This window comes from Blastococcus sp. TBT05-19 (assembly GCF_003319095.1).
In the GTDB taxonomy this organism is placed as follows: domain Bacteria; phylum Actinomycetota; class Actinomycetes; order Mycobacteriales; family Geodermatophilaceae; genus Blastococcus.
Genome location: NZ_QOHI01000004.1, coordinates 41,595 through 66,262 on the forward strand (window position 1 = coordinate 41,595; position 24,668 = coordinate 66,262).

Below are 24,668 nucleotides of genomic sequence, written 5' to 3' on the forward strand. Positions count from 1 at the left end.
CGGCCGGTCCCTCCGGAGGACGCCGGCGGGACCGGCCGCAGTGCTCACGGGCTGGCGCCCCGAGCGTCCCACAGGCGGTGCCCGCGCGGGTCGCGCCGGGGAACCGCCCCGTCCGTTCCCAGGACCCTTGATCGGGGTCGCCCCGAGGGGCAGGCTGTGAGCCAGGTCACGATCGCGTCCGGGAGGTCGCCGTGGAAGCTCATGCCGGGGATCGCATCGTCGTGCGCTCCACCCACCAGGGAGAGCCCGAGCGGATCGGCGAGGTCGTCGGGTGCACCGAACCCGGCGGCGCACCGCCCTACCGCGTGCGCTGGCAGCCCGACGGGCACGAAGGCCTCTTCTACCCGGCCGGCACCGCCACGGTGCTCCGTGCCGGGACCGCGCGCGGCTGAGGACCCGGGACCGTGGCGAGGGACACCGGGACGGCGCCGGCCCCGCGGCCGGCCGCGCACGTGCGCAACGTGGCCCTGGTCGGTCACGCCGGAGCGGGCAAGACGACGCTCGCCGAAGCGCTGCTCGCCGCCACCGGGGCGGTGACCCGTGCCGGGCGCGTGGAGGACGGCACGACCTGCCTGGACACCGAGGCCGTCGAGGTCCGCCAGCAGCGCTCGGTCTCCCTCGGCGTCGCCACGGTCGAGCACGCCGGCACCCGGATCACGCTGCTGGACACCCCGGGGTCGCCGGACTTCGTGGGCGAGGTGCGGGCCGGGCTGCGGGCGGCGGACTCCGCGCTCTTCGTCGTCTCCGCGGTCAACGGCGTCGACGCCGCCACGGTCCAGCTGTGGGAGGAGTGCGCGGCGGTCGGCATGCCGCGCGCCGTCGTCGTCACCCAGATCGACCGGGCGCGCGCCGACGTCGACGAGGCCGTGCGGCTGGCCCAGCTGATGCTGGGGGAGGGGGTCTACCCCCTGCACCTGGTCGACCGGGGCGCCGACGGCGCGGCACGCGGGCTGCAGTCGCTCCTGGAGCCCGGCAGCGTCGGCGGAGCGGTGCAGGACGCCGACCGCCTCCGCGCCGAGCTCATCGAGGGCATCATCGGCGAGAGCGAGGACGAGACGCTCATGGAGCGCTACCTCGCCGGCGACGAGCTGGCGGTGGCCGACCTCGTCGCCGATCTGGAGACCGCCGTCGCCCGGGGGCACTTCCACCCGGTGCTGTGCGCCGCGCCGCTCACCGGCGTCGGCGTACCCGAGCTGCTGGACCTGCTCGTCGCCGCGTTCCCGTGCCCGACCGAGCACGGCTGCCCGCAGGTGACCCGGCCCGACGGATCCGCCGCCCCGGCGCTCGCCTGCGACCCCGACGGCCCGCTGGTCGCCGAGGTGGTCAAGACGACGACCGACCCCTACGTCGGCCGCGTCTCCCTGGTCCGCGTCTTCTCCGGCACCCTGCGCCCCGACGTCGCGGTGCACGTGTCCGGGCACGGGCTCGCCGACCGGGGACACCCCGACCACGACGCCGACGAGCGGATCGGCGTGCTCACCTCGCCCCTGGGTGCGGCGCTGCGACCGGTCAGCCACTGCCCGGCCGGCGACATCTGCGCCGTCGCCCGGCTGGCCACCGCGGAGACCGGCGACACCCTCAGCTCGCCCGACGACCCGCGGCTGGTGCCGCCGTGGGACCTCCCGGTGCCCCAGCTCCCGGTGGCGGTCGAGGCCGCGTCGCACGCCGACGAGGACCGGATGGCCACCGCGCTGTCCCGGCTGGTCGCCGAGGACCCGACCGTCCGGCTGGAGCGCCGCGCGGACACCGGCCAGCTGATCCTCTGGTGCGTCGGGGACGGGCACGCCGAGGTGCTGCTCGACCGGCTCCGGACCCGCCACGGCGTCGCCGTGGTCGCGGTGCCGGTGCGGGTGCCGCTGGTCGAGACGCTGTGCGGGCCGGCCCGGGTGACCGGCCGGCACGTGAAGCAGTCCGGTGGGCACGGCCAGTACGCGGTCGTCGTCGTGGAGGGCGAGCCGGGCCCGGTGGGCTCGGGCATCGTCTTCGACCAGCGGATCGTCGGCGGCACCGTCCCGGTCCAGTACCACTCGAGCGTGGAGAAGGGGATCCGCGCGCAGGCGGAGCGCGGCGTGCACGGTGACCGGCCGGTCGTCGACATCCGCGTCACGCTGGTCGACGGGAAGGCGCACAGCGTGGACTCCTCGGATGCGGCGTTCCAGTCCGCGGGGGCACTCGCCCTGCGCGAGCTCGTCGCGGCCGTGGGGACCCAGGTGCTCGAGCCGTGGTGCGAGATCGAGGTGCGGGTCCCGGCGGAGTTCGTCGGGGCGGTCATGAGCGACCTCTCGTCCCGCCGCGCCCGGGTGACCGGCAGCGAGGCCGACCCCGAACGGGACAGGGCCACCGTGCGGGCCGAGGTGCCGGAGGTGGAGCTGCTCGGCTATCCCGGGGTGCTGCGCTCGGTCACCCACGGCACGGCGACCTTCGACCGGCGGCCCCTCCGCTACGAGCCGGCCCCGGCGGCTCTGACCCCCGCCTGACCGGTCGGCCCCCGGCAGGGACCCGCCACGAGCATGCGAGTGGTGGGGGGCCGGGGGTCCTTCCACTAGCCTCGGGAGCGGTGGTGCAGGGGCTGGAGGGATCGTGACGTCGTCCAACGGGCAGTCGGCGCTCCCGGTCGTACCTGGCGCCGGCTCGGGACGCCCCCGGGTCGGGAACCGCGAGGACCTGCCCGACCGCATCTGGACCGTCCCGAACGCCCTGTCGGTGCTGCGGCTGCTCGGCGTGCCGCTCTTCCTGTGGCTCCTGCTGGGGCCCGAGGAGGACCTCTGGGCGATGGTCGTGCTGATGGCCGCGGGCATCTCCGACTGGGCCGACGGCAAGCTGGCCCGCTGGCTGGACCAGGGGAGCCGGCTCGGCGCCCTGCTCGACCCGGCGGCCGACCGGCTCTACATCGTCTGCACGCTGGTCGCCCTGGCCCTCCGGGAGTTCGTCCCGGTGTGGCTCGTGGCCCTGCTGGTGGGCCGGGAGCTGGTCCTGGGCGTGATGCTGCTGATCCTGCGGGCCCACGGCTACCCGCCGCTGCAGGTCCACTACCTGGGCAAGGCCGCCACGTTCCTGCTGCTCTACGCGTTCCCGGGGCTGCTGCTCGCCGACGGCGACGGCTGGCTGGCCGCGATCGCCGAGCCCTTCGCCTGGGCCTTCACCATCTGGGGGACGGCGCTCTACCTGCTGGCTGGCGTCCTGTACGTCGTGCAGGTGGTCGGGATCGTCGCCCGCGACCGGGCGACGAGCCGGGCGTGACCGGCAGCCGGCGGCCGGGCGGGGTCCGGTCCCTGGGCGCTTCCCTGCTCGACGACGTGCTCGCCGAGACCCTCGATCCCGCCTACGCCCAGGCCGCCGCGGCCCGCGCCGCGCGCGAGGAGCCCGCCCGCCCGCGACGCCGGGGGCAGGTGCTCGTGGCCCTCACCATGGCGGTCGCCGGGCTGCTGATCGCTGTCACCTACAACCAGGCGGCGGCCAAGGAGCAGGGCCGGCAGGAGATCCGCACCGCCCTGGTGCGCGACATCCAGGACGAGTCGGCCCTCAGCGACGAGCTCACCGCCCAGCTCGAGGACCTCCGGGCCGAGGTCGGCCGCACCAGCGACGACCTGCTCGCCGCCACCGCCGTCGGCCAGCGGGCGCTGGACGCGCTGGCCCGCGCCGAGCAGGGCACCGCCGCCGTGGCCGTCACCGGGCCGGGGCTGCTGGTCACCCTGGCCAACGCGGACGCCGACGCCGACGACGACCCGGTCGGCGGCTCCTCGGGCGCCAGCGGCGAGCGGGTGCAGGACGGCGACCTGCAGAAGGTGGTCAACGCCCTGTGGGCGTCCGGCGCCGAGGCGGTCAGCATCAACGGCCAGCGGCTGGGCCCCACCAGCGCCATCCGGTTCGCCGGCGAGGCGGTGCTGGTCGACTTCCGGCCGGTCACCAACCCCTACGAGATCAGCGCCATCGGCGAGCCCGACGAGCTCGCCGCGGCGTTCCTGCTCGATCCCGAGGTGCGGTCGGTGGCGTGGGTGTCGAAGAACTACGGCCTGCGCTTCGACTTCGCCAAGGAGGACGAGCTGTCCCTGCCCGCGGCCAGCCCGCCCGAGCTCCGCTTCGCCGAACCGCTCGGCAACCGCCGGGACCCCGGCGCCGACCCCTCACCCGGAGGCTGACCCCGTGATCCCGATCCTCGGACTCGCGGCGGGCATCCTCCTCGGGCTGCTCGTCGACCCGACGGTGCCGCTGTGGCTGCAGCCCTACCTGCCGATCGCCGTCGTCGCCGCCCTGGACGCCGTCTTCGGCGGGTTCCGCGCCCGCCTCGACGGCATCTTCGACGCCAAGGTCTTCGTCATCTCGTTCGTGTCGAACGTCGTGGTGGCCGCGCTCATCGTCTTCCTGGGCGACCAGCTCGGCGTCGGCGCGCAGCTGTCGACGGCGGTCGTCGTGGTCCTGGGCATCCGCATCTTCGGCAACGCCGCGGCCATCCGGCGGCACGTCTTCCGCGCATGACCGAGCAGGAGGCGGCCGGCCCCACCCCGCCGGCGGAGCCGGCCGCCGACGAGCCCCGGCAGATCCCGGCCGCCGGGCGTGGCGGGGGACGCCGGCGGCGCGACCTGGTCGCCGCGGCGCTCATCGGCGTCCTCACCCTCGTCCTCGGCTTCGCCCTGGCCGTGCAGGTCCGCAACGCCGACGAGGCCCAGGTGCTGGCCGGCGCCCGCGAGGAGGACCTCGTGCGGATCCTCGACGAGCTGAACTCGCGGGAGGACCGGCTGCGTGCCCAGATCGCCGAGCAGCGGACCGCGCTGCAGGAGCTCTCCGGCTCCGGCAGCCGCACCGGCACCGCGCTCCAGGAGGCCCGCGGCCAGGCCGAGGCGCTGGGCATCCTCAACGGCACCCTCCCGGCGCAGGGCCCGGGCATCACCCTGACCGTCCGGGACCCCTCCGCCGAGGTCCGCGTGCAGGACCTGCTCGACGTCATCCAGGAGTTGCGCGGCGCCGGGGCCGAGACCATGCAGGTCGACGGCGTCCGGATCGGGCTCTCCACCGCCGTCACCGGCACGGCCGGCGGCCTCCGAGTCGACGGCACCTCGCTGAGCGAGCCCTACGAGTTCCTGGTGATCGGCGACCCGCAGGGCATCGAGACGGCGATGAACATCCCGGGCGGTGTGGTGCAGGCCATCGGCAACCGCGGGGGCAGCGTCACCATCGAGCAGTCGCAGCTGCTGGAGGTGGACGCGTTGCGGCCCCTGGACCGGCCTCAATACGCTGCCCCGGACGACGGCGGTCGATGAACGCCGCGCCGTCCCCTCACGATCTGGAGACGACCACCGCATGAGCACGCCCGACGACCGCCGCTACACCGACCAGCACGAGTGGGCGCTGGTGCAGGGGACCGACGGCACCTCCACCGTCGTCCGGATCGGCATCACCGACCACGCCCAGGACGCCCTGGGGGACATCGTGTTCGTGCAGCTGCCCGACGTGGGCGCCGAGGTGGACCCCGGGACGGCGATCGGCGAGGTCGAGTCGACCAAGTCGGTGTCGGACTTCTACGCGCCCGTGGCCGGTGTCGTGGCCGCGGTGAACGAGCGGCTCGCCGACGCGCCCGAGACGATCAACAGCGATCCATACGGCGAGGGGTGGCTGCTGGACATCGCGGTGCCGGGGGAGGGCGGGGACCCGGTGGGTCAGCTGCTCGACGCCGCCGCCTACCAGGCGCTGGTCGAGGGCTCGTGACCGGCCCGCCGGGAGGCTGACTCCCGGCATGGATCACTATGATCGCGTCGGGACGAGAGCTCGGGGGGTTCCCTCCGCGAGACCCGCTCGTCCCACCCTGCACATCAGGTTGACCCTCGGGTCGACCGACTGGTTCCATGACCAACGGTCCGCCGCCCACAGCGGTGGCCGACCCGCGACGGGCTGACCGGCCCGTCGTCAGCCGGCCGCCCGCGGCCCGTTCCGAGGCCCGCGGCGGGCCCCTCGCACCGGAGGAGACGCAACGTGCACTGCACTCGATGTGGCCACGAGAACCCCGAGGGCAGTCGCTTCTGCGCGCAGTGCGGTGCGGCCCTGGCCGCCGAGCGCGTCGGCGACGCGACCAGCGTGATCCCGAAGGTCGGCGGCGAGGACTCGGCCGAGCAGCCCGAGACCGGCGAGGCCGCGGACGTGCACGCCGGCGCCGTCGAGTCGCTGCCCGCGGGCTCCGCCCTGCTGGTGGTCAAGCGCGGCCCGAACGCCGGCAGCCGGTTCCTGCTCGACCAGGACGTCACCACGGCCGGCCGGCACCCCGACAGCGACATCTTCCTCGACGACGTCACGGTCAGCCGCCGGCACGTCGAGTTCCACCGCGAGGGCGCCGGCTTCTCGGTGCACGACGTCGGCAGCCTGAACGGCACCTACGTCAACCGCGAGCCGGTCGACGTGGCGAACCTGGCGGGCGGTGACGAGGTGCAGATCGGCAAGTTCCGGCTCGTGTACCTCACCGGCCCGCGCACCGGCGAGCCGGCCGCTCGCTAGTGGGCACCCCCGAGCGCGACCGCGCGCTCGGGGACGCCGCCGACCAGCACACGCCACGCCTGACCATCGGTGAGGTGCTGGCTGTTCTTCGCGACGACTTCCCCGACGTGACGATCAGCAAGATCCGCTACCTGGAGTCCGAGGACCTGGTCCACCCGCAGCGCACGCCGTCGGGGTACCGCAAGTTCTCCCGGGCCGACGTGAGCCGGCTGCGCTACGTCCTGACGGCGCAGCGGGACCACTACCTGCCGCTGCGGGTCATCAAGGACCACCTCGACGCGCTGGACCGCGGCGAGCCGCTCCCCGGCACCGGTGGAGCGGCCCCGCTGCCCCCGGCGTCGACGGCCGACGGCGAGGAGGCTCCGCTCACCCCGGAGCAGTTCGCCCGGGCCGCTGGCCTCGAGCCCGACCAGCTGGCCGACTGCGTGCAGTTCGGCCTGCTGTCCACCGACGCCGAGGGGCGGCACCCGGCCGGCGACCTGCCGATCGCGCGGGCCGCCGCAGGGCTGGCGCGGCACGGGATCGAGCCGCGGCACCTGCGGGTCTACCGCAGCGCCGTGGAGCGCGAGGCCGGTCTCGTGGAGCAGCTCGTCGCGCCGGTCCTCCGGGCCCGCTCCGAGGAGGCGCGCGCCCGCGCGACTGAGAAGCTGGGGGAGCTGGCGGCGCTGTCCGCGCAGTTGCACACGGCATTGCTCGAGACGCGCCTCCGGGACCTCCTGCGGCCCTGACCGGGCGTACCGTGAGGACGTCGCCGTCCGAGCCCGACCGACGTCCCGACCCGTCACCGGCCGCCTGACCAGACCGTTCCGCCCGACCCCCCGGGCCGCAGCCGAGGAGCCGCACCGTGCAGGAGCTCAGAGTCGTCGGCGTCCGCGTCGAACTGCCGGGCAACCAGCCCATCCTGCTGCTCAAGGAGACGCAGGGTGAGCGGTACCTGCCCATCTGGATCGGCGCCGTCGAGGCCGCCGCGATCGCCTTCGAGCAGCAGGGCGTCCGTCCCGCCCGCCCCATGACCCACGACCTGCTGCGCGAGGTCGTGCGCACGCTGGGAGCGGAGCTGGAGGCGGTCAACATCACCGAGATGCGCGACGGGATCTACATCGCCGAGCTGGTGTTCGGCGACGACCGCATCGTCAGCGCCCGCCCCTCGGACGCCGTCGCCCTCGCCGTGCGCACCGGTGCGCCGATCTTCGGCGCCGAGGACCTGCTCGACGAGGTGGGCATCGAGATCCCCGACGAGCAGGAGGACGAGGTCGAGAAGTTCCGCGAGTTCCTCGACCAGATCTCCCCGGAGGACTTCGGCGCGGGCTCCGGCTCCGGCGGCGGACCCGCCTAGGCCCAACAGGTCCCTATCGGCAGGTCGGGGCGGAACATCACTCGAAATGAGTCCAGCCGCCCGACACGCCGCCCCGCTCAGTTGACCGGCCCCCCGGCCCAGCTTACCGTCGGCGGACAACAACGGTGTGACACCTGAGGTCACGAGGGTGGAGACCGTCGACCTGCCACGGTCCGTGGCGGGACAGAGGAGGACGCTGGACGTGAGCGACCAGGACAACGGTTCCCAGGGTCAGCTGTTCAGCGACGCCGCCGTCGGGGCGCCGTCGTACGACGACGTGGACACCGATCTCGTCGGTTACCGCGGCCCGACCGCGTGCGCCGCGGCCGGGATCACCTACCGGCAGCTGGACTACTGGGCCCGCACCGGGCTCGTGGCCCCCTCGGTGCGCAGCGCCACGGGCTCGGGCACGCAGCGGCTGTACTCCTTCCGCGACATCCTGGTGCTCAAGGTCGTCAAGCGGCTCCTGGACACCGGCGTCTCCCTGCAGAACATCCGCAAGGCCGTCGACCACCTCCGTCAGCGCGGGGTGAAGGAGCTGGCCAACGTCACGCTCTTCTCCGACGGCGCCACGGTCTACGAGTGCACCTCGGCCGAGGAGGTCGTCGACCTGCTCGCCGGCGGCCAGGGCGTGTTCGGCATCGCCGTCTCCGGTGCGCTCCGCGAGCTCTCCGGCGAGCTCGCCGAGCTGCCCGCCGAGCGGATCGACGGCGGCCAGGTCGTGCCGTCGGACGACGAGCTGTCGATGCGGCGCCGCCGCCGGGCCGCCACCGCCTGAGGCCGATCGCACCGACGTACCGGCGTCGTCCCGCCTCGTGACCTCGCGAGGCGGACGACGGGAGAAGGCACCCCTGTGAGGACCTCCGTCGCCGGCTGCACCGGTGCCGCGACCTCCGCAGGCTGGTCCCCGCGGCACGTCGACGCCGCCGCGGGGTGGCGTGCCATGGCCGCCGACCTGCCTCGTTGACGTCGTGGACGCGGGACGTCCGGTGGGCCATCGGGCCGCCGGGATACGTCAAATGTCGCTGGTAGCGTTCCGGCAATGGTGACCCCTGCCCAGGCCGCCGGACAGCCGACGGGGGAGACCCCTCCGCCGCTCGCCGGGCCGCTGCCCTCGCTGAACGCCCTCGACACCTCCGGCGCCTTCGTCGGCCGGCACATCGGGCCCCGGCCCGACGAGACCGCCGCGATGCTCGAGGTCGTCGGCCACCGGTCGCTGGAGTCGCTGGTCGACGCCTGCGTCCCCGAGGGCGTCCGGGACCGCGAGCCGCTGGCCCTGCCGCCGGCGCAGGACGAGGCGGCGGTGCTGGCGCTGCTGCGCGAGCGCGCGGCGGCCAACGAGGTCTTCACCTCGATGATCGGCCTGGGCTACTCCGGCACGGTCACCCCGCCGGTCATCCAGCGGACCGTCCTGGAGAACCCCGCCTGGTACACCGCGTACACGCCCTACCAGCCCGAGATCAGCCAGGGCCGCCTCGAGGCGCTGATCAACTTCCAGACGACGGTCGCCGACCTCACCGGCCTCCCGGTCGCCGGCGCCTCCATGCTGGACGAGGCCACCGCCGCGGCCGAGGCGATGACGCTGGTCCGCCGCGCGGGTCGGGCCAAGACCGACGCGGTCTTCGTCGTCGACGCCGACACCCTCCCGCAGACGCTCGGCGTGCTGCAGACCCGCGCCGAGCCGCTCGGCATCCGGCTGCACGTCACCGACCTGTCCGCCGGCTGGCCCACCGACCTGCCCGAGGCGGGCGCGTTCGGCGTGCTGCTGTCCTACCCGGGCGCCAGCGGCGCGGTCCGCGACCACCGGGCACTGGCCGCCGCCGCGCACGAGGCCGGCGCGTCCGTCGTCGTCGCCGCCGACCTGCTCGCCCTCACGCTGCTCGAGGCGCCGGGGGAGTGGGGCGCCGACGTCGCCTGCGGCACCAGCCAGCGCTTCGGCGTCCCCATGGGCTACGGCGGCCCGCACGCCGGCTACCTCTCCGTGCGCGAGGGGTTGGCCCGCCAGCTGCCGGGCCGCCTGGTCGGCGTCTCGGTGGACGCCGACGGCGACGTCGCCTACCGGCTGGCGCTGCAGACCCGCGAGCAGCACATCCGCCGCGAGAAGGCGACGAGCAACATCTGCACCGCGCAGGTCCTGCTGGCCGTCATGGCCGGCGCCTACGCCGTCTACCACGGCCCGGAGGGGCTGACCGCGATCGCGGCACGGGTGCACCGCAGCGCCGCGGTGCTCGCCGGCTGGCTGCGCGCCGGCGGGCTCGAGCTCGTGCACGAGCACTTCTTCGACACGATCGAGGTCCGGGTGCGCGGCCGCGCCGCGGAGGTCGTGGCCGCGGCGGCGGAGCGCCGCATCAACCTGCGACCGGTGGACGCCGACACGGTCGCCGTCGCCTGCGACGAGACGACGACCCCCGCGATCCTGCGCTCGGTCGCCGAAGCCTTCGGCGTCGCCGTGGACGACTCGGCCCTGGACGACGACGGCGCGGCAGCGCTGCCCGACGGGCTGCGCCGCCGGACGCCGTTCCTCACCCACCCGGTCTTCTCCGCGCACCGCTCGGAGACGGCGATGCTGCGCTACCTGCGGTCGCTGAGCGACAAGGACCTGGCGCTGGACCGCACGATGATCCCGCTGGGCTCCTGCACGATGAAGCTCAACGCCGCCACCGAGATGGCTGCGATCACCTGGCCCGAGTTCGCGAACCTGCACCCGTTCGCCCCCGTCGAGCAGGCGCGGGGCTACCGGCAGCTCATCGACGAGCTGTGCGCGGGCCTGGCGGAGGTCACCGGCTACGCCGCGGTCAGCGTGCAGCCCAACGCCGGGTCGCAGGGGGAGTTCGCCGGCCTGCTGGCGATCCGCGGCTACCACCGGTCACGCGGGGACGACCAGCGCGACGTGTGCCTGATCCCGAGCTCGGCGCACGGCACGAACGCCGCCAGCGCGGTCATGGCCGGCATGCGCGTCGCCGTCGTGGCCTGCGACGAGGCGGGCAACGTCGACGTCGCCGACCTGCGCGCCAAGGTGGAGCAGCACGCCGACCGGCTGGCGGCGCTGATGATCACCTACCCGTCCACGCACGGCGTGTTCGAGACCGACATCCAGGAGATCTGCGCCGCGGTGCACGACGCCGGCGGTCAGGTCTACGTCGACGGCGCCAACCTCAATGCCATGGTGGGGCTGGCCCGGCCCGGCCGGTTCGGCTCCGACGTGAGCCACCTCAACCTGCACAAGACCTTCTGCATCCCGCACGGGGGCGGCGGCCCCGGCGTCGGCCCCATCGGCGTCCGCGAGCACCTGGTGCCCTTCCTGCCCGGGCACCCCGTGGTGGACACCGGCAGCGCCGGCCCGGTGGTCTCGGCCGCGCCCTGGGGCTCGGCGGACATCCTGCCGATCTCCTGGGCCTACATGCGGCTGATGGGACCCGACGGGCTGACCGCGGCCACCCAGCACGCGATCCTGGGCGCCAACTACCTGGCCGCCCGGCTGCGCGAGCACTTCCCGGTGCTCTACACCGGCGCCAACGGGCTCGTGGCGCACGAGTGCATCCTCGACATCCGCCCGCTGACCAAGGCCACCGGCGTCACCAACGACGACATCGCCAAGCGGCTGATCGACTTCGGCTTCCACGCCCCGACGATGAGCTTCCCGGTCGCCGGGACGCTGATGGTGGAGCCCACCGAGAGCGAGGACAAGGCCGAGCTCGACCGGTTCGTCGACGCGATGGTGCACATCCGCGGCGAGATCGAGAAGGTCGCGACCGGCGAGTACGACCGCAAGGACAACCCGCTGCGCAACGCCCCGCACACGCTCGCGATGGTGGCGGGGGAGTGGGGCCGGCCGTACCCGCGGGCCGAGGCCGTGTACCCGCTGCCGGCGCTGAAGGGCCGGGGGTACCTCAGCCCGGTCCGGCGCATCGACCAGGCCTACGGCGACCGGAACCTGGTTTGCTCGTGCCCGCCGCCGGAGGCCTTCGCCGACATCGAGGAGTCCGTCGGGCAGCACGACGTGCCGAGCACGGTCCCCGACCGCGCCCAGGGGGCGCCGGACGACCTGGGGACGGCGGCCGACGTCGTGGGCGCCGCTCGCTAGGTCTCAGCCGGACCGGGTGGAGCGTGCCGCCCAGCCGGGCGGCGGGGTGGTCAGGCGCTGACGAGCTCGGGAGCCAGCCACACGTGGTGGTCGGGTACCGCGCGGCCGTCGGGGAGCAGCTCGCCGTCGTCGTCGAAGAGCACGACGCCGTTGCACAGCAGCCGCCAGCCCTGCTCGGGGTGGCTGCTCACGACGGCGGCGAGGTCACGCGCCTCGCTGGTGGCCTCGGGGCAGGGGGTGCGGTGGGCGCACATGGCGATCACTTCCTTCAGCCGGGGGGAAGCCGGCAATCACTGGCTGTACTTGGCCGCTTACGCGTCCCACCTAGTGTCGGCACGTTGGGCGCCGCAGGTCACGTGATTCACCTCACGTGATCACCCGAAGGAGTTGTCAGGTCCTGCCGTGGCGGGGGCCGGCGATCAGGGGATCACCCGGTGGCACCGGCGTGTCGGCCGGAGATCAGAGCTTGCGCAGCAGCACGCGGCGCACCGAGTGGTCGGACGCCTTCTGCAGCACCAGCCGCGCCCGCGACCGGGTCGGGGCGATGTTGTCCCGGAGATTCGGGCCGTTGACCGCCGACCAGATGCTCAGCGCCGTCTCCCGCGCCTCCTCCTCGGTGAGGGCGGCGAACCGGTGGAAGTAGGCGGAGGTGTCCTGGAAGGCGGTGCGGCGCAGGGCCTGGAAACGCTCGACGTACCAGCGCTGGATGTCGGCCTCGGCGGCGTCGACGTACACGGAGAAGTCGAAGAAGTCCGACAGGAACACCTCGGGAGCCGACCCGTCGGTCCGGCGTCCGGCCTGGAGCACGTTGAGCCCCTCGACCACGAGGATGTCGGGCCGGTCCACCACCTGCACCCGGTCGGGGACGACGTCGTAGGACTGGTGGTCGTACACCGGGGCGACGACCTCCTCGCGGCCGGACTTCACGTCGGCGAGGAAGCGCAGCAGCGCGCGCCGGTCGTAGCTCTCCGGGAAGCCCTTGCGGCCGAGCAGGCCGCGCTCCTCCAGGACCGCGTTGGGCATCAGGAAGCCGTCGGTGGTGACCAGGTCGACCCGCGGCGACCCGGGGCCGGCGGCCAGGAGCGTCTGCAGCAGCCGGGAGGTGGTGCTCTTGCCCACCGCGACGCTGCCGGCGACGGCGACGACGAACGGGACCTTGGCCGTGGAGTCGCCGAGGAACTCGCTCTGCGCGGCCCACAGCCGGCGTCCGGCGGCCACGTGCAGGTCGAGCAGGCGGGCCAGGGGGAGGTAGACGGTCGCGACCTCGTCGAGGTCGATGCGGTCGCCGAGGGAGGCCAGCGCCTCCAGATCGGCCTGGTCCAGCGGCAGCCGGTCACCGGCCGCGAGCGCCCGCCACGAGGTGCGGTCGAACACCGCATAGGGCGAGATGGAGCCGCGTGTCCCTGCCGTCACGGCACCCATCGTGCCGTCATGCCTGCCGGTCGAGTGCGCTCGGGTCACCCGGGCGGGTGGGCGGGGGCCCCGCGACGGGCGCCGGGGCGCCCGTCGCGCCCGGACGCGTCTAGGGTTCTGACGTGTCTTCCCGCCCGGGACCGCTCGAGTGCATCGAGCGCTACTTCGCCGCCGCGCCGCTGCTCGACGCGCGCATCGAGCGGGCGGGTGCCCTCGACGTCCCGATCGCGGACCCGGCCTGGCCGTACCCCGCGCGGCCGAGCCGCGACGGCGGCGAGCCGGTCACGGTGGCGGACGTGCGCGCGGCGATCGACCTGCAGCGGCAGGCCGGGCTGCCCGCCGCCCTGGAGTGGATCCCGGAGTGCTCGCCGGAGATGACGGCGGCGACCCGGGCCGCCGGGCTGCCCGTCGAGGAGCTCCCGCTGCTGGTCGCCGACCACGCGGTCGACCTCGTGCTGCCGGCCGGCGTCCGGCTGTTCCTCGTCGGCGCCGACGACCCGCAGCTGCCCGAGTACCAGCGCGTCGCCGACGTCGCGTTCGCCCACCCCGGGGGTCAGGCCGACGTGCGCGAGGCACCGCTGGACACCTCGCCCGAGGCCCGCGCCCGCACCGCCGCGCTCCGCGAGCGGATCGCGACCGGCCGCACGGTGATGATGGTCGCCATCGAGGACGGCCGGCCCGTGGCGGTGGGCTCGCACCAGCCGCTCGACCTCGACGGCACCGAGGTGAGCGAGATCGTCGGGGTCGCCACCCTGCTCCGGCTGCGAGCTCGCGGCCTGGGGGCCGGCATCGCCTCCGCGCTGGTCGCCCACGCTCGCGAGACCGCCGATCTGGTCTTCCTCGCCGCCGGGGACGACGACGTGGCCCGCGTCTACGAGCGGGTGGGCTTCGCCCGCCTCGCCACCACCTGCGTCGCCGAACTGCCCGGGTGACCGTCCTCCCCGCGTGACCGGGGAGGACGGCTGCGGTTCAGTCCTGGGTGTAGGTGGCGACCAGGGTGGCGCGCGCCAGCGTGTGGAAGAACAGGTTGAAGCCCAGGACCGCCGGCGTGGTGTCCGCGTCGACGTCGAGGGTCTCGGTGTCCACCGCGTGCACGACGACGAAGTAGCGGTGGGGGCCGTGCCCGGCCGGGGGAGCGGCGCCCACGAAGCCCGCGAAGCCGCCGTCGTTGCGCAGCTGCAGCGCGCCGGAGGGCAGCTGCGGCGCGTCCTTGTCACCCGCGCCCGAGGGCAGCTCGGTGGTGGTGACGGGGATGTTGGCGACGGCCCAGTGCCAGAACCCGCTGGCCGTGGGGGCGTCGGGGTCGTAGACGGTGACCGCGAAGCTCATCGTCCCCTCGGGGAAGCCGGACCAGGACAGCTGCGGGGAGCGGTCCTCGCCGCCGGCACCCATCACGCCGCTCACCTGCGGCATCGGCAGGACCGAGCCGTCGGTGACGTCGCTGCTGGTCACGGTGAAGCCGGGCACCTGCGGCAGGAAGTCGTACGGGTTCGGTGGGGTGGGCCGGTCGGCCATGGGAGTCCTCCGTCGGTCGCTGGGGGTCGCCCGCCCTGCTGCGGGTCACGTCCCCGGAGCGACCCTAGGCAGCGCCGGGGGGAGCCGCGCGTCGGCGTCGCCGTCGCCGGAAGGCGGTCGCCGCCGCTCCGACACGTGCACGACGCCGTCCGCCGGTAGCGTCGCGCCGTGGCCACTCCGCGAGCGCTCGGACTGCCGGACGGCGTCCGGGCCTGCCTCTTCGACCTCGACGGCGTCCTGACCCGGACCGCCACCGTGCACATGGCGGCCTGGAAGCGCACCTTCGACGAGTTCCTGCGCGCCACGGACCCGGCGCTGCCCGAGTTCTCGCAGGAGGACTACAACCGCTACGTCGACGGCAAGCCCCGGGCCGACGGGGTCCGCGACTTCCTCGCCGGGCGCGGTCTCGACGTGCCGGAGGGATCGGCCGGGGACGGCCCGGACGCCCGGACGGTGCAGGGCATCGCGACCCGCAAGAACGAGCTGGTGCTGCGCGAGCTCGACGAGCACGGCGTCGAGGTCTACGAGGGCTCGGTCCGCTACCTGCGCGCGGTGAAGGAGGCGGGCCTGGCGACCGCGGTGGTGACGGCCTCGGCGAACGGCGAGCAGGTGGTGGCCGCCGGTGGGTTCGCCGACCTGATCGACACCCGCGTCGACGGCGTCGTAGCCGCGCGCGAGGGGCTGCGCGGCAAGCCCGCTCCCGACACCTTCCTCGCCGGCGCCCGCGCCCTGGGCGTGCAGCCGCACGAGGCGGTGGTGTTCGAGGACGCGCTGGCCGGCGTGGCCGCCGGACGGGCCGGCGGCTTCGCGTTCGTCGTCGGCGTCGACCGGGTGGGTCAGGCCGACGAGCTGGCCTCCTCGGGCGCCGACGTCGTCGTCCCGGACCTGGACCGGCTGCTGGGCGACGGGTCGTGACCGAGGGCCGCGCGGTCTTCCCGGTCGAGCCCTGGGCGCTGACCGAGGTGGGCCTGGACCACGGCTCCCTCGGCGTGCACGAGTCGGTGTTCGCCCTGGCCAACGGGCACATCGGCATGCGGGGCTCGTTCGAGGAGGGCGAGCCGGTCGCCGTGCCCGGCACCTACCTCAACGGGTTCTTCGAGGAGAGGCCGCTGCCCTACGCCGAGGCCGGCTACGGGTTCCCCGAGATGGGCCAGACCGTCGTCAACGTGACCGACGGCAAGCTCATCCGGCTCCTGGTCAACGACTCACCGCTGGACCTCACCTACGGCGAGATCATCGACCACCAGCGGACGCTGGACCTCAAGGCCGGGGTGCTGCGCCGGGCCACGGAGTGGCGCTCGCCGGGTGGCCGGACGGTGCGGGTGACCAGCACCCGGCTGGTGTCGCTGGTGCGCCGCTCCATCGCCGCCGTCGAGTACAAGGTCGAGGTGGTCGACGACCTCGGTGACCTCTACGTCGCCCTGCAGTCGGACCTGCTGGCCAACGACGACGGCATCCCGGCGGGGGAGGAGGACGACCCGCGCGCCGCCGCGGCCCTGGCCCACCCCCTGCAGTGCGAGCTGGCCGCCGCGCGGGGCCGCAAGGCGGTGCTGGTGCACCACACCAAGCGGAGCAGGCTGCGGGTGGCCGCCGGCATGGACCACGTCATCGAGGTCCCCGACAGCTGCACCGAGGACGTCGAGGCCGTCGGCGACCTCGCCCGCTACTCGCTGGCCGCCCGCATCCCGCCCGGCGGCTCCCTCACCCTCGTGAAGTTCCTGGCCTACGGCTGGTCCTCCCGCCGCTCGGCCCCGGCGCTGCGCGACCAGGTGGAGGCGGCGCTGTCCACCGCCAAGTTGGCCGGGTTCGACCGGCTGCTGCGCGAGCAGCGGGAGCTCCTCGCCCAGCACTGGGACGAGGCCGACGTCGAGATCGAGGGCGACGACGAGCTGCAGCAGGCCGTGCGGGTGGGCATGTTCCACGTCCTGCAGGCGGGGCTGCGCGCCGAGCGGCAGGCCATCCCGGCCAAGGGGCTGACCGGGCCCGGGTACGACGGGCACACCTTCTGGGACACCGAGACCTACGTGCTGCCGGTGCTCACCTACACCGCGCCGCAGGCGGTCCGCGACGCGCTGCTCTGGCGGCACTCGACCCTCGGCCTGGCGCGCGACCGGGCGCGGGTGCTCGGGCTGCGCGGGGCGGCGTTCCCGTGGCGGACCATCCGGGGCGAGGAGACGTCGGGCTACTGGCCGGCGGGGACGGCGGCCTTCCACATCAACGCCGACATCGCCGACGCCGTCATCCGCTACCACTCCGCCACGCTGGACGAGTCCTTCGACCGCGACTACGGCGCGGAGCTGCTGCTGGAGACGGCGCGGCTGTGGGCGTCCCTGGGCCACTTCGACGCCGAGCACGGCTTCCGCATCGACGGGGTCACCGGGCCGGACGAGTACACCGCCGTGGTGGACAACAACGTCTACACGAACCTCATGGCGCAGCGGAACCTGCGCGAGGCGGCCGCGGCGGTGGGCCGGCAGCCCGAGGTGGCCGCCCGCCTCGGGATCACCGACGACGAGGTGGAGGAGTGGCTGCGGGCGGCATCCCTCATGGCCGTGCCCTACGACACCCAGCGCGGCGTGCACATGCAGTCCGACGGGTTCACCCACCACGAGGAGTGGGACTTCGCGGGCACGCCGCGCGAGAAGTACCCGCTGCTGCTGCACTACCCGTACTTCGAGATCTACCGCAAGCAGGTGGTGAAGCAGGCCGACCTGGTCATGGCGCTGCACCTGCGCGGCGACGCGTTCACCCTCGAGGAGAAGATCGCCGACTTCGCCTACTACGAGCCCCGCACCACGCGCGACTCGTCGCTGTCGGCCACCCAGCAGGCCGTCATGGCGGCCGAGACCGGTCACCTGGAGCTCGCCCTCCAGTACTGGGCCGAGGCTGCGCTCACCGACATCCAGAACCTGCACCACAACTCCGGCCACGGGCTGCACATCGCCTCGCTGGCCGGTGGGTGGACCGTCGCCGTCGCCGGTTTCGGTGGGCTCCGGGACCACGAGGGGGAGCTGACCTTCGCGCCGCGGCTCCCGGAGAGGCTCACCCGGCTGCGCTTCCGGGTCGTCTACCGCGGACGCAAGCTCACCGTCACCGTCGAGCAGGACCGGGCCACCTACCGGCTGGTCGACGGCGACGCGCTGACCATCCGCCACCACGGCCGGCAGGTGACGATCGACCACGCCGACCTCGTGCTCGAGGTGCCGCCGCCGCCCGCGGTCGAGCCGGTGTCGCAGCCGCCCGGTCGCGAGCCGCGCCGGCGGTCCCGCTCCGGCCGCTGACCCCCTCGGGGCGCGGGGCGCGCTCTGCGGGTGTTCCTCGAGCTGTGCCGGTCCTGCAGGACTGCCAGGGCACGAGGAGGACCCGCACAGCGGGGCGCGGTCGTCCGGGCACGCCGGTGGTACGACCGTTATCCCCAACACCGAGCCGACACAACCGGTGGTTCAGCCGAGCAGCCACCTCGCGCCCAGGACGAGGGCACCGACGTCGACGAGCAGGAAGAACCCCACCCAGAAGAGCGCCGGCAGGCGGGTGAGCCGGGCCAGCTGGTCGGCGTCGGAGTCCGACGCCGAGCGACGACGGCGCGCGGTCTGCAGCTCCAGGACGGCGCGGGGAGCGGCGAGCAGCAGGAACCAGGTGGCCAGCGCGGCGAAGGCGGCCTGCCCGTCCGGGGGGAGCCACCAGGTGGCCGCGAAGACGATGCCGCCGGTGACGAGCACCGACCACAACCCGTACCAGTTGCGGATCTGGACCAGCAGCAGCGCCAGCAGGACCAGCAGCGCCCAGAGCAGGCCCACGGCGTGCCCGGCCGCGAGCAGCGCGGCGGCGCCCAGGCCGAACAGCGCCGGTCCGGTGTAGCCGGCGGCGCAGGTCAGCACCATGCCGAGCCCGGTCGGCCGCCCGGCGGAGACGGTCAGGCCGGAGGTGTCGGAGTGCAGCCGGATGCCGGCCAGGCGCCGGCCGGCGGCGAGCGCCACGAGACCGTGGGCGCCCTCGTGCGCGATGGTCACGACGTTGCGGGCCGGGCGCCACAGGGCGGGGGAGAGGACCAGGAGCGCGGCGGCGGCGGCCGTGGCCAGCAGCACCGTCGTCGACAGGTCCGGGACCGTCGCGGTGACGCGCGCCCAGAACCGGCCGAGGAGCTCCACGCCGCGCAGTCAACCGCACCGGCCTGGCAGGACCGGGGGAGCGGAACCGTGTCGGCGGGGACGGAGGCGCGACTCACACCGGCTCGGGGGACCCGTACCCGGGGGAGAGGCCCGATGCTTGGGGGATGACGACGTCCACCGCCGTGCTCCGGGACGACCTCCCGGTGACGGTGTCCTTCACGCGGCGCGCCGACCCGGCGCACGCGCGCGAGATGACGGCGTGGATCCGCGCCGGTCTCAGCATGGCCGAGAGCTTCCCCGGGTTCCTCGGCGGCGGCTGGGTGCGCTCCCGCCGCGACGCCGACGAGTGGCACATGCTCGCCCGCTTCGCCGACCACACGGCCCTGGCCGGCTGGGAGGCGTCCGCGGAGCGTCAGTGGTGGCTGCGGTCGGCCCAGGGGCTGGCCGAGATCACCCGGACCGAGCGCCGCACCGGCATCGAGGGCTGGTTCGACGCTCCGGTTGCCGAGGAGGTCAGCGCCGTGCCGGCGAGCGCGCCGCCCCGGTGGAAGCAGTCGATCACGATCTGGCTGGTCTTCTTCCCGATGAACCTGCTCGCCACCGTGACCCTCGGCGCGGCCATGGCCGACGTCCACGTCGTGCTGCGCGTGCTCGTGATGACCGCGGTCCTCACGCCGCTCATGGTCTTCGTGGTGCTGCCGTGGATCACCGCGCGACTGGCGTGGTGGCTGCAGGGCGCCGGACGGCTCAGGTCAGCCGGCTCCGCAGGGTCGGGACGCCGCCGCCGCTGAGCCGGTCGAGCGCGACGCTGCGTCCGGTCATGGCCAGCAGCAGCGCCTCGGCGCCGCCGCGGACGACGGAGCCGCTGCCGGCGGCCCAGTCGAGGTCGTCGGCCTCGAACCGGAGCCCGCTCACCGTGCGCTTGCTGCCGAAGCCGCCGGAGGCAACGAAGGCCAGCGACGTGCGCAGGCGCTCCTCGGGGATCTCGCGCGGCAGGCCCAGCGGCAGGCGGATGTCCAGGCCGTGCACCAGCAGATCGGTGAGCGGCGCCTCGGGGCCCGACCCGGGCGGGGTGAACCGCGAGCCGGCCTTCCGTCCAGCACGTCGAGGAGCTCGCCGAAGGGCCGCCGCGCCTGCTCGCGAGCCACCCGGACGTTGGCCCGGTCGAAGTTGCCGCGGCAGGCGAGCATCGCCAGCACGAACCGCGGGGTGCTCACCTCCAGGGGCACGACGAGGTGCGCGACCACGTCGTGCACGGTCCACGCGCTGCACAGGCTCTGCGTCACCTGCTGCTCGTCGGTCAGCCCTGACAGCAGCGCGGCCAGCCCGCGTCGCTCGTCGGCGATGTGCGCGAACGTGTCCACGGCCCGCATCCTGCCCGAGCAGCGCGGGGGAGCGGGCCCTCAGTTGCCCGGCTTGACGGCCTTGCCGCGCTCCTGCTCGTCCTCGTCGGCCTGGTAGGCACCGGGCACGGCCTTCGCCGAGCCGTCGTCGCCGGGGGAGAGGGGGCGATCGGTGAGGTTGTCCGGGCTGGGGGACGGCGTGCCGCCGGGCTCGTCCTGCTCGTCGGTGTCGGGGCGCTGCTCGGTCATGTCTCCTCCTCGGTCGGGCGTTCCCCGACCGCTACCCGTGGACCTGCGGGGGAACCGGCGAACCGGTCACAGCTGCTGCGTCAGGTTGAGCGCGTTGCCGTCGGGATCGGAGACGTGCGCGACCCGCTGACCCCACGGCATGTCGTTCGACGGCGCCGGCGCCGAGCCGCCGAGTTCGCGGACGCGGGGGAGCAGCGCGTCGACGTCGGGCACCTCGATGCTCAGCAGCACGCGCCCCGGCGACCCGGCCGTCACGTCGGCGTCGGCGACGAGCCCGAGCCGGGAGTCGCCGATGCCCAGGCCGAGGTAGAACAGCGGCCCCTCCGCGGGGACGCGCTCCTCCTCGGCGGCGTCGAGCAGGCCGACGTAGAACGCGCGCAGGCGCTCGATGTCGGGCGTGACGACGATCGCGCTGACGGTGCCGGGCACGGGACCTCCGGGGGAGATGGGCGGCTGTGGGTAGGACCGCCGCCTGTGACGAAAGTCAGCGGTCGGTGCGGGTGAACAGCCACCGGGCGAACGCGGCGTCCTCGGCGAGCTCGGTGCGCCAGAGCACCGACAGCCCGAAGGTGCCCGGCGGGACGACGAGCAGCGGGCTGCCCGGGTCGAGGACGTCGTCGTCCAGGTCGTCGGTGTGCGGCGTCGGCCCGGGGGACTCGGGCATCAGCAGCGCGCCGTCGTCGCCGGTGCCGTCGAGGGCCGCGCTGATGAAGGCCAGCCGGCCGCTGGGCACCGCGACGGGATCGCCGGCCTGATCACCGGTGACCGGGAAGCGCAGGGCGAGCTCCAGCGTCCCGCGGTAGTCGTCGGCGTTCGCCTGGACGACGGCGACGCTGCCGTCGTCGGCGCGGAAGACCTCGAGCCAGCCTTCGTCGCCGATCTCCGGGTCGGTGAGGACGATCGCCGCGGTCCCGCTGCCGACCGGGACGCCAGTGAGCTCGTAGTCCAGCCGGGGGACGAGCGCCTCGTAGGCCTGGCCGGACATCCCGCGCCACTCCGGCAGCAAGGTCTCGTCCAGGGCCAGGAACGGCTCACCGTTGGTCCAGAAGCGGCCGACGTGCGTCCAGGCGACAGGCATGCCGTCATCGTCTCCCGGCCGCCCGGTGACCAGCCGGTCGGGGCGGTGTCCACGCCGGCGGTCCCTGCCGAGAGAGAGGGAGTGCCCTGCGCGGCCGTGTCCCGGCTCCTCTCCAGATGAGTTGACATAACGTCGATTATCGGCGTGACATCCAGGCGGGCCGAGAGGGGTTGATGATCTTGCCGACCAGCTCGCCATGACCAGCTCGCTATCGCCGAGATCCTGCACCGCGACGCCCGTCGCCGTGCGACGTCGGCGGTCCACGTCGCTCGGCAGGCCGGTGGTCGGTCGACAGGTCACACTCGCCGTGGTCGCCGGCCCGCGCCGCGCGGCCGGCGACGCTCGGCTGGTCCGGATCCCGGCCTGCCGACCCCCGCCCGACTCCCCCGTCGTCGATCGTGATCTCTGTTGATCTTGATGCAGCCATCGGGCGTCTCGATCGTGCGCCTGTCGCCCGCCCGAGCCCCGTCGGCCGCTCGGGTCCACCCCTCTCCCCGTCCGCCTACACCCTGGTAATTACGTAACGGTGACGTAATTACCAGGGTGTAGGCGGCTCGACGGGCGCCGGGCGGCTGGTGTTCGTAGGGTCGAGGCATGCACATCAGACGACCGCTCGCCGCGCTGTTCACCGCTCTGGCGCTCTTCGGTGGCGGCGCCACGATGACCGCCTGCCAGGCCGCGGGGCAGGACCAGAACGACGGGACGACCGACGACAGCGAGAACACCGGCGGCAACGATCCGGGCAGCGAGGAGCAGGGCAACCTGCCCGACAACAGCCAGCCGGACACCGAAGGCGGGGACGGCGACGAGGACGACCAGGACCCGGACTGACCCCCGGAGCAGCTAGCTCGAGCGCTCGGTGACCCACAGCCGGTCGAGCCGGCCGGTGGAACGCACCAGGTCGGCCAGCGAGCGCTCGAGCTCGGCCTTCGTGGGCTTCTCCGTGAGCATGGTCTGCACGTCCTCCAGTGCGCAGCGCAGCTGGTACAGCCGGTCCTGCAACCCGTCGAGATCGGCGCGGGAGACGAGGACGACGTCACCGGGCAGCCCGGCCTTCTGGGTCGCCGACCGCTGCTCGTAGGCCCGCTGACGGCACGCCTGACCGCAGTACAGCCTCGGGCGCCCCACCGTGCCCTGCTCGGGCAGGACGCGGCGGCACCACCCGCAGCGTCGCGGCTCACCGCTCCCCCGGCTGGGGAGCGGAGCGACGGGAAGGGTGGTCGTGCTGCCGGACGCGTGCTGCTGTGCCACGCCTCGGGACGGTAGACGCCGCTGCCGACAGAGCCGCGTGACACGCCCTGACCGGTGTGCGGAGCGACCCGGTGACCCCTCCCGCCACCGGCCGGCCGGGGTCCTGCAGCGTCGCCGGGGCGCCCCACTAGCGTGGACGCGTGCTCCCCGCGCGGTTCGCCTACCTCGACGCACCGACGCCGCTGGCCATGGCCCACCGCGGCGGGGCGATCGAGCACCTGGAGAACACCATGCCGGCCTTCCAGGCCTGCGTGGACCTGGGCTACCGGTACCTGGAGACCGACGTCCAGGTGACCGCGGACGGCGACCTGATCGCCTTCCACGACCCGACGCTCGAGCGCGTGACCGGCCAGTCCGGCCGGATCGACGCGCTGACCCGGGCGCAGATCGGCGAGGCCCGGATCGGCGGGCGCGAGCCCATCGTCCGCCTGGAGGACCTGCTGGCGGCCTGGCCCGACGTGCGGTTCAACCTCGACATCAAGGCTGCTGGCGTGCTCGCCCCGCTCGTGCGGCTCGTCCGGCGCATGGGGGTGGCCGACCGCATCTGCCTCGGGTCCTTCTCCGACGCCCGCATCGCCGCCGCCCGCCGGCTGTTCGGTCCGTCGGTGTGCACCTCCCTGGGGCCGCGGGGCGTCGCCGCGCTCCGGCTCTCCTCCTACTCGCCCCGGGCCGCCGGGCTGGTCCGCATCCAGGCCGGCTGCGCGCAGGTCCCGCTGCAGCTGGGCGGCCGAGCCCTGGTCGACGAGCGGTTCGTGGCCGCCGCGCACGCCCGCGGTCTGCAGGTGCACGTCTGGACCGTCGACGACCCGGCGGAGGCCGAGGCGATGCTGGACCTGGGCGTCGACGGCATCATGACCGACCGCCCCGCCATGCTCCGCGAGGTGCTGGAGAAGCGCGGCCAGTGGTCGGGCCGATGACCCTGGGCGAGCGGCTGCGGAGCTGGCGTCCGGGCACCCCTCCCCTGCCGGAGGACCTCGCCGCGCTGGTGCGGCCCGACGACCCCGAGTGGTTCGCGCGGGAGCTGGCCATCGCCGTCGCGCCGCCCTGGTGGTTCTGGCGGTTCGTCCTGCGCCGGTTCTCCTGGCTGGTGAGCATCTTCGGCCGGGTGGAGGTGACCGGGAGCATCCCCGAGGAGCTGCGCCGCGGACCCCTGCTCCTGGCCGCGAACCACATCGGCGACTTCGACCCGTTCGTCGTCGCCGTCGCCCTGCACCGGGTCGGCGTGATGCCGCGGATCATGGCCACCGGCGGCATCATCTCCGCCCCCGTGGCCGGGCCGCTGCTGGAGCGCACCGGGGCCATCCGCGTCGAGCGGGGCACGGAGCTCGCCCGGCACGCCGTGCGCGTCACCGAGGTGGCGCTGGTGCACGGCGGTCACGTCGTCGCCTATCCCGAGGGGCGGGTCGGCCTGGCCCCCGACTTCTGGCCCGAGCGCGGGCGGACCGGCATGGCCCGCCTGGCGCTGGGCCTGCGCGTGCCGGTCATCCCGGTCAGCCAGTGGGGCGCGCACGAGGTGCTGCAGTACGGCAACGACCGGGGCAAGCTGCGCACCCTGCTCCGGGCCCTGGTCCGGCGGCCGCGGCTCAGGGTGCACGTCGGTCCCCCGGTGCACTTCGACGACCTGCAGATGGGCCGGGTCGGCGACGCCAACCGGGCCCGCATGCGCATCGCGGCGGCGCTGACCCGCGGGCTGCGGCCGCTGCGCGCCGGCGAGCTCGACGGGCCGGCCTTCGTCGACCCGACCCGGCCCACCACCGCCGTCGCCGCCTTCCCCGGAGGCGTCGTGCCGGAGGACATCCCGTGACGA

The 24,668-nt window shown here is 74.4% G+C and carries 29 protein-coding genes; 19 read left to right on the plus strand and 10 right to left on the minus strand.

Going from position 1 to position 24,668, the window contains the following annotated elements; genetic code table 11:
* Positions 1-191: 191 nt before the first annotated feature.
* The 12 genes from DQ244_RS11530 (at position 192) to gcvP (ending at position 11,903) form a co-directional block, all read left to right on the plus strand.
* Positions 192-392: a DUF1918 domain-containing protein gene (locus DQ244_RS11530; protein ID WP_113811638.1), complete on the plus strand. Its 201-nt coding sequence runs from the start codon at positions 192-194 to the stop codon at positions 390-392.
* Positions 393-404: 12 nt separating this feature from the next.
* Entirely contained in the window at positions 405-2,477 is a 2,073-nt protein-coding gene (locus DQ244_RS11535; RefSeq protein ID WP_113811639.1) for an elongation factor G-like protein EF-G2, read from the plus strand.
* Between the two features lie 103 nt (positions 2,478-2,580).
* A complete protein-coding gene (locus tag DQ244_RS11540) occupies positions 2,581-3,240 on the plus strand; it encodes a CDP-alcohol phosphatidyltransferase family protein (RefSeq protein ID WP_233491338.1) in 660 nt (219 codons plus the stop codon).
* The gene (locus DQ244_RS11545; protein WP_113811640.1) at positions 3,237-4,139 is read left to right on the plus strand and encodes a DUF881 domain-containing protein; all 903 of its coding nucleotides are present in this window, start codon (positions 3,237-3,239) and stop codon (positions 4,137-4,139) included. The genes DQ244_RS11540 and DQ244_RS11545 overlap by 4 nt, the downstream gene beginning before the upstream one ends.
* A gap of 4 nt (positions 4,140-4,143) precedes the next feature.
* Complete coding sequence (locus tag DQ244_RS11550; protein WP_113811641.1) at positions 4,144-4,476, plus strand: small basic family protein; 333 nt, start codon at positions 4,144-4,146, stop codon at positions 4,474-4,476.
* Complete coding sequence (locus tag DQ244_RS11555) at positions 4,473-5,258, plus strand: DUF881 domain-containing protein (RefSeq protein ID WP_113811642.1); 786 nt, start codon at positions 4,473-4,475, stop codon at positions 5,256-5,258. Before DQ244_RS11550 ends, DQ244_RS11555 begins: the two co-directional genes overlap by 4 nt.
* 40 nt (positions 5,259-5,298) lie before the next feature.
* Positions 5,299-5,703, plus strand: a complete 405-nt coding sequence (gcvH, locus tag DQ244_RS11560) for a glycine cleavage system protein GcvH (protein WP_113811643.1) — start codon at positions 5,299-5,301, stop codon at positions 5,701-5,703.
* A gap of 264 nt (positions 5,704-5,967) precedes the next feature.
* The gene (locus DQ244_RS11565; RefSeq protein ID WP_113811644.1) at positions 5,968-6,483 is read left to right on the plus strand and encodes an FHA domain-containing protein; all 516 of its coding nucleotides are present in this window, start codon (positions 5,968-5,970) and stop codon (positions 6,481-6,483) included.
* A gap of 74 nt (positions 6,484-6,557) precedes the next feature.
* Entirely contained in the window at positions 6,558-7,211 is a 654-nt protein-coding gene (locus tag DQ244_RS11570) for a MerR family transcriptional regulator (protein WP_233491339.1), read from the plus strand.
* A gap of 116 nt (positions 7,212-7,327) precedes the next feature.
* The gene (locus DQ244_RS11575; protein ID WP_113811646.1) at positions 7,328-7,819 is read left to right on the plus strand and encodes a bifunctional nuclease family protein; all 492 of its coding nucleotides are present in this window, start codon (positions 7,328-7,330) and stop codon (positions 7,817-7,819) included.
* A 235-nt stretch (positions 7,820-8,054) separates the two neighbouring features.
* Positions 8,055-8,597: a MerR family transcriptional regulator gene (locus tag DQ244_RS11580; protein WP_233491380.1), complete on the plus strand. Its 543-nt coding sequence runs from the start codon at positions 8,055-8,057 to the stop codon at positions 8,595-8,597.
* A 264-nt stretch (positions 8,598-8,861) separates the two neighbouring features.
* The gene (gene gcvP / locus DQ244_RS11585) at positions 8,862-11,903 is read left to right on the plus strand and encodes an aminomethyl-transferring glycine dehydrogenase (protein WP_233491340.1); all 3,042 of its coding nucleotides are present in this window, start codon (positions 8,862-8,864) and stop codon (positions 11,901-11,903) included.
* A 50-nt stretch (positions 11,904-11,953) separates the two neighbouring features.
* On the opposite strand, the gene DQ244_RS11590 is transcribed toward gcvP, so the two are convergent.
* A complete protein-coding gene (locus DQ244_RS11590; protein ID WP_113812008.1) occupies positions 11,954-12,157 on the minus strand; it encodes a DUF5999 family protein in 204 nt (67 codons plus the stop codon).
* Positions 12,158-12,362: 205 nt separating this feature from the next.
* On the minus strand, positions 12,363-13,325 hold the full coding sequence (coaA, locus tag DQ244_RS11595; protein ID WP_113811648.1) for a type I pantothenate kinase: 963 nt from the start codon (positions 13,323-13,325) through the stop codon (positions 12,363-12,365).
* 113 nt (positions 13,326-13,438) lie between these two features.
* Between coaA and DQ244_RS11600 the strand changes: the two genes are divergently transcribed.
* On the plus strand, positions 13,439-14,248 hold the full coding sequence (locus DQ244_RS11600; RefSeq protein ID WP_113811649.1) for a GNAT family N-acetyltransferase: 810 nt from the start codon (positions 13,439-13,441) through the stop codon (positions 14,246-14,248).
* Between the two features lie 37 nt (positions 14,249-14,285).
* Here DQ244_RS11600 and DQ244_RS11605 read toward each other — a convergent pair whose 3' ends face one another.
* Positions 14,286-14,831: a YbhB/YbcL family Raf kinase inhibitor-like protein gene (locus DQ244_RS11605; RefSeq protein ID WP_113811650.1), complete on the minus strand. Its 546-nt coding sequence runs from the start codon at positions 14,829-14,831 to the stop codon at positions 14,286-14,288.
* 168 nt (positions 14,832-14,999) lie between these two features.
* Here DQ244_RS11605 and DQ244_RS11610 point away from each other — a divergent pair, with 168 nt between their 5' ends.
* Together DQ244_RS11610 and DQ244_RS11615 are read left to right on the plus strand one after the other, a co-directional pair.
* Positions 15,000-15,746, plus strand: a complete 747-nt coding sequence (locus DQ244_RS11610) for a beta-phosphoglucomutase family hydrolase (RefSeq protein WP_113811651.1) — start codon at positions 15,000-15,002, stop codon at positions 15,744-15,746.
* The gene (locus tag DQ244_RS11615) at positions 15,743-18,112 is read left to right on the plus strand and encodes a glycoside hydrolase family 65 protein (RefSeq protein WP_113811652.1); all 2,370 of its coding nucleotides are present in this window, start codon (positions 15,743-15,745) and stop codon (positions 18,110-18,112) included. Before DQ244_RS11610 ends, DQ244_RS11615 begins: the two co-directional genes overlap by 4 nt.
* 162 nt (positions 18,113-18,274) lie before the next feature.
* On the opposite strand, the gene DQ244_RS11620 is transcribed toward DQ244_RS11615, so the two are convergent.
* Entirely contained in the window at positions 18,275-18,979 is a 705-nt protein-coding gene (locus DQ244_RS11620; RefSeq protein ID WP_113811653.1) for a M50 family metallopeptidase, read from the minus strand.
* A gap of 125 nt (positions 18,980-19,104) precedes the next feature.
* On the opposite strand from DQ244_RS11620, the gene DQ244_RS11625 reads away from it, so the two are divergent.
* Entirely contained in the window at positions 19,105-19,731 is a 627-nt protein-coding gene (locus DQ244_RS11625) for an antibiotic biosynthesis monooxygenase (RefSeq protein ID WP_113811654.1), read from the plus strand.
* On the opposite strand, the gene DQ244_RS19665 is transcribed toward DQ244_RS11625, so the two are convergent.
* The 5 genes from DQ244_RS19665 to DQ244_RS11645 form a co-directional block, all read right to left on the minus strand.
* Positions 19,688-19,969 (minus strand): hypothetical protein, encoded by a 282-nt coding sequence (locus DQ244_RS19665; protein WP_147251512.1) that lies wholly within the window; start codon positions 19,967-19,969, stop codon positions 19,688-19,690. The two genes, DQ244_RS11625 and DQ244_RS19665, sit on opposite strands and share 44 nt — an antisense overlap.
* Positions 19,852-20,313: a maleylpyruvate isomerase N-terminal domain-containing protein gene (locus tag DQ244_RS20265; RefSeq protein ID WP_113811655.1), complete on the minus strand. Its 462-nt coding sequence runs from the start codon at positions 20,311-20,313 to the stop codon at positions 19,852-19,854. The genes DQ244_RS19665 and DQ244_RS20265 overlap by 118 nt, the downstream gene beginning before the upstream one ends.
* Before the next feature lie 30 nt (positions 20,314-20,343).
* Positions 20,344-20,532 carry a hypothetical protein gene (locus tag DQ244_RS11635; protein ID WP_113811656.1) on the minus strand — a complete coding sequence of 63 codons (189 nt, stop codon included), beginning with the start codon at positions 20,530-20,532 and terminating at the stop codon, positions 20,344-20,346.
* 66 nt (positions 20,533-20,598) lie between these two features.
* Complete coding sequence (locus DQ244_RS11640; protein WP_113811657.1) at positions 20,599-20,961, minus strand: VOC family protein; 363 nt, start codon at positions 20,959-20,961, stop codon at positions 20,599-20,601.
* Between the two features lie 55 nt (positions 20,962-21,016).
* Positions 21,017-21,610: a hypothetical protein gene (locus DQ244_RS11645; RefSeq protein WP_113811658.1), complete on the minus strand. Its 594-nt coding sequence runs from the start codon at positions 21,608-21,610 to the stop codon at positions 21,017-21,019.
* A 594-nt stretch (positions 21,611-22,204) separates the two neighbouring features.
* Here DQ244_RS11645 and DQ244_RS11650 point away from each other — a divergent pair.
* Positions 22,205-22,441, plus strand: a complete 237-nt coding sequence (locus tag DQ244_RS11650; RefSeq protein ID WP_113811659.1) for a hypothetical protein — start codon at positions 22,205-22,207, stop codon at positions 22,439-22,441.
* Between the two features lie 12 nt (positions 22,442-22,453).
* Here the strand turns inward: DQ244_RS11650 and DQ244_RS11655 are convergent, their stop codons facing one another.
* Positions 22,454-22,738 carry a hypothetical protein gene (locus DQ244_RS11655; RefSeq protein ID WP_113811660.1) on the minus strand — a complete coding sequence of 95 codons (285 nt, stop codon included), beginning with the start codon at positions 22,736-22,738 and terminating at the stop codon, positions 22,454-22,456.
* 263 nt (positions 22,739-23,001) lie between these two features.
* Here DQ244_RS11655 and DQ244_RS11660 point away from each other — a divergent pair, with 263 nt between their 5' ends.
* Positions 23,002-23,778, plus strand: a complete 777-nt coding sequence (locus tag DQ244_RS11660; protein ID WP_199580365.1) for a glycerophosphodiester phosphodiesterase — start codon at positions 23,002-23,004, stop codon at positions 23,776-23,778.
* Complete coding sequence (locus DQ244_RS11665) at positions 23,775-24,665, plus strand: 1-acyl-sn-glycerol-3-phosphate acyltransferase (RefSeq protein WP_113812010.1); 891 nt, start codon at positions 23,775-23,777, stop codon at positions 24,663-24,665. Before DQ244_RS11660 ends, DQ244_RS11665 begins: the two co-directional genes overlap by 4 nt.
* Positions 24,666-24,668: the final 3 nt, after the last annotated feature.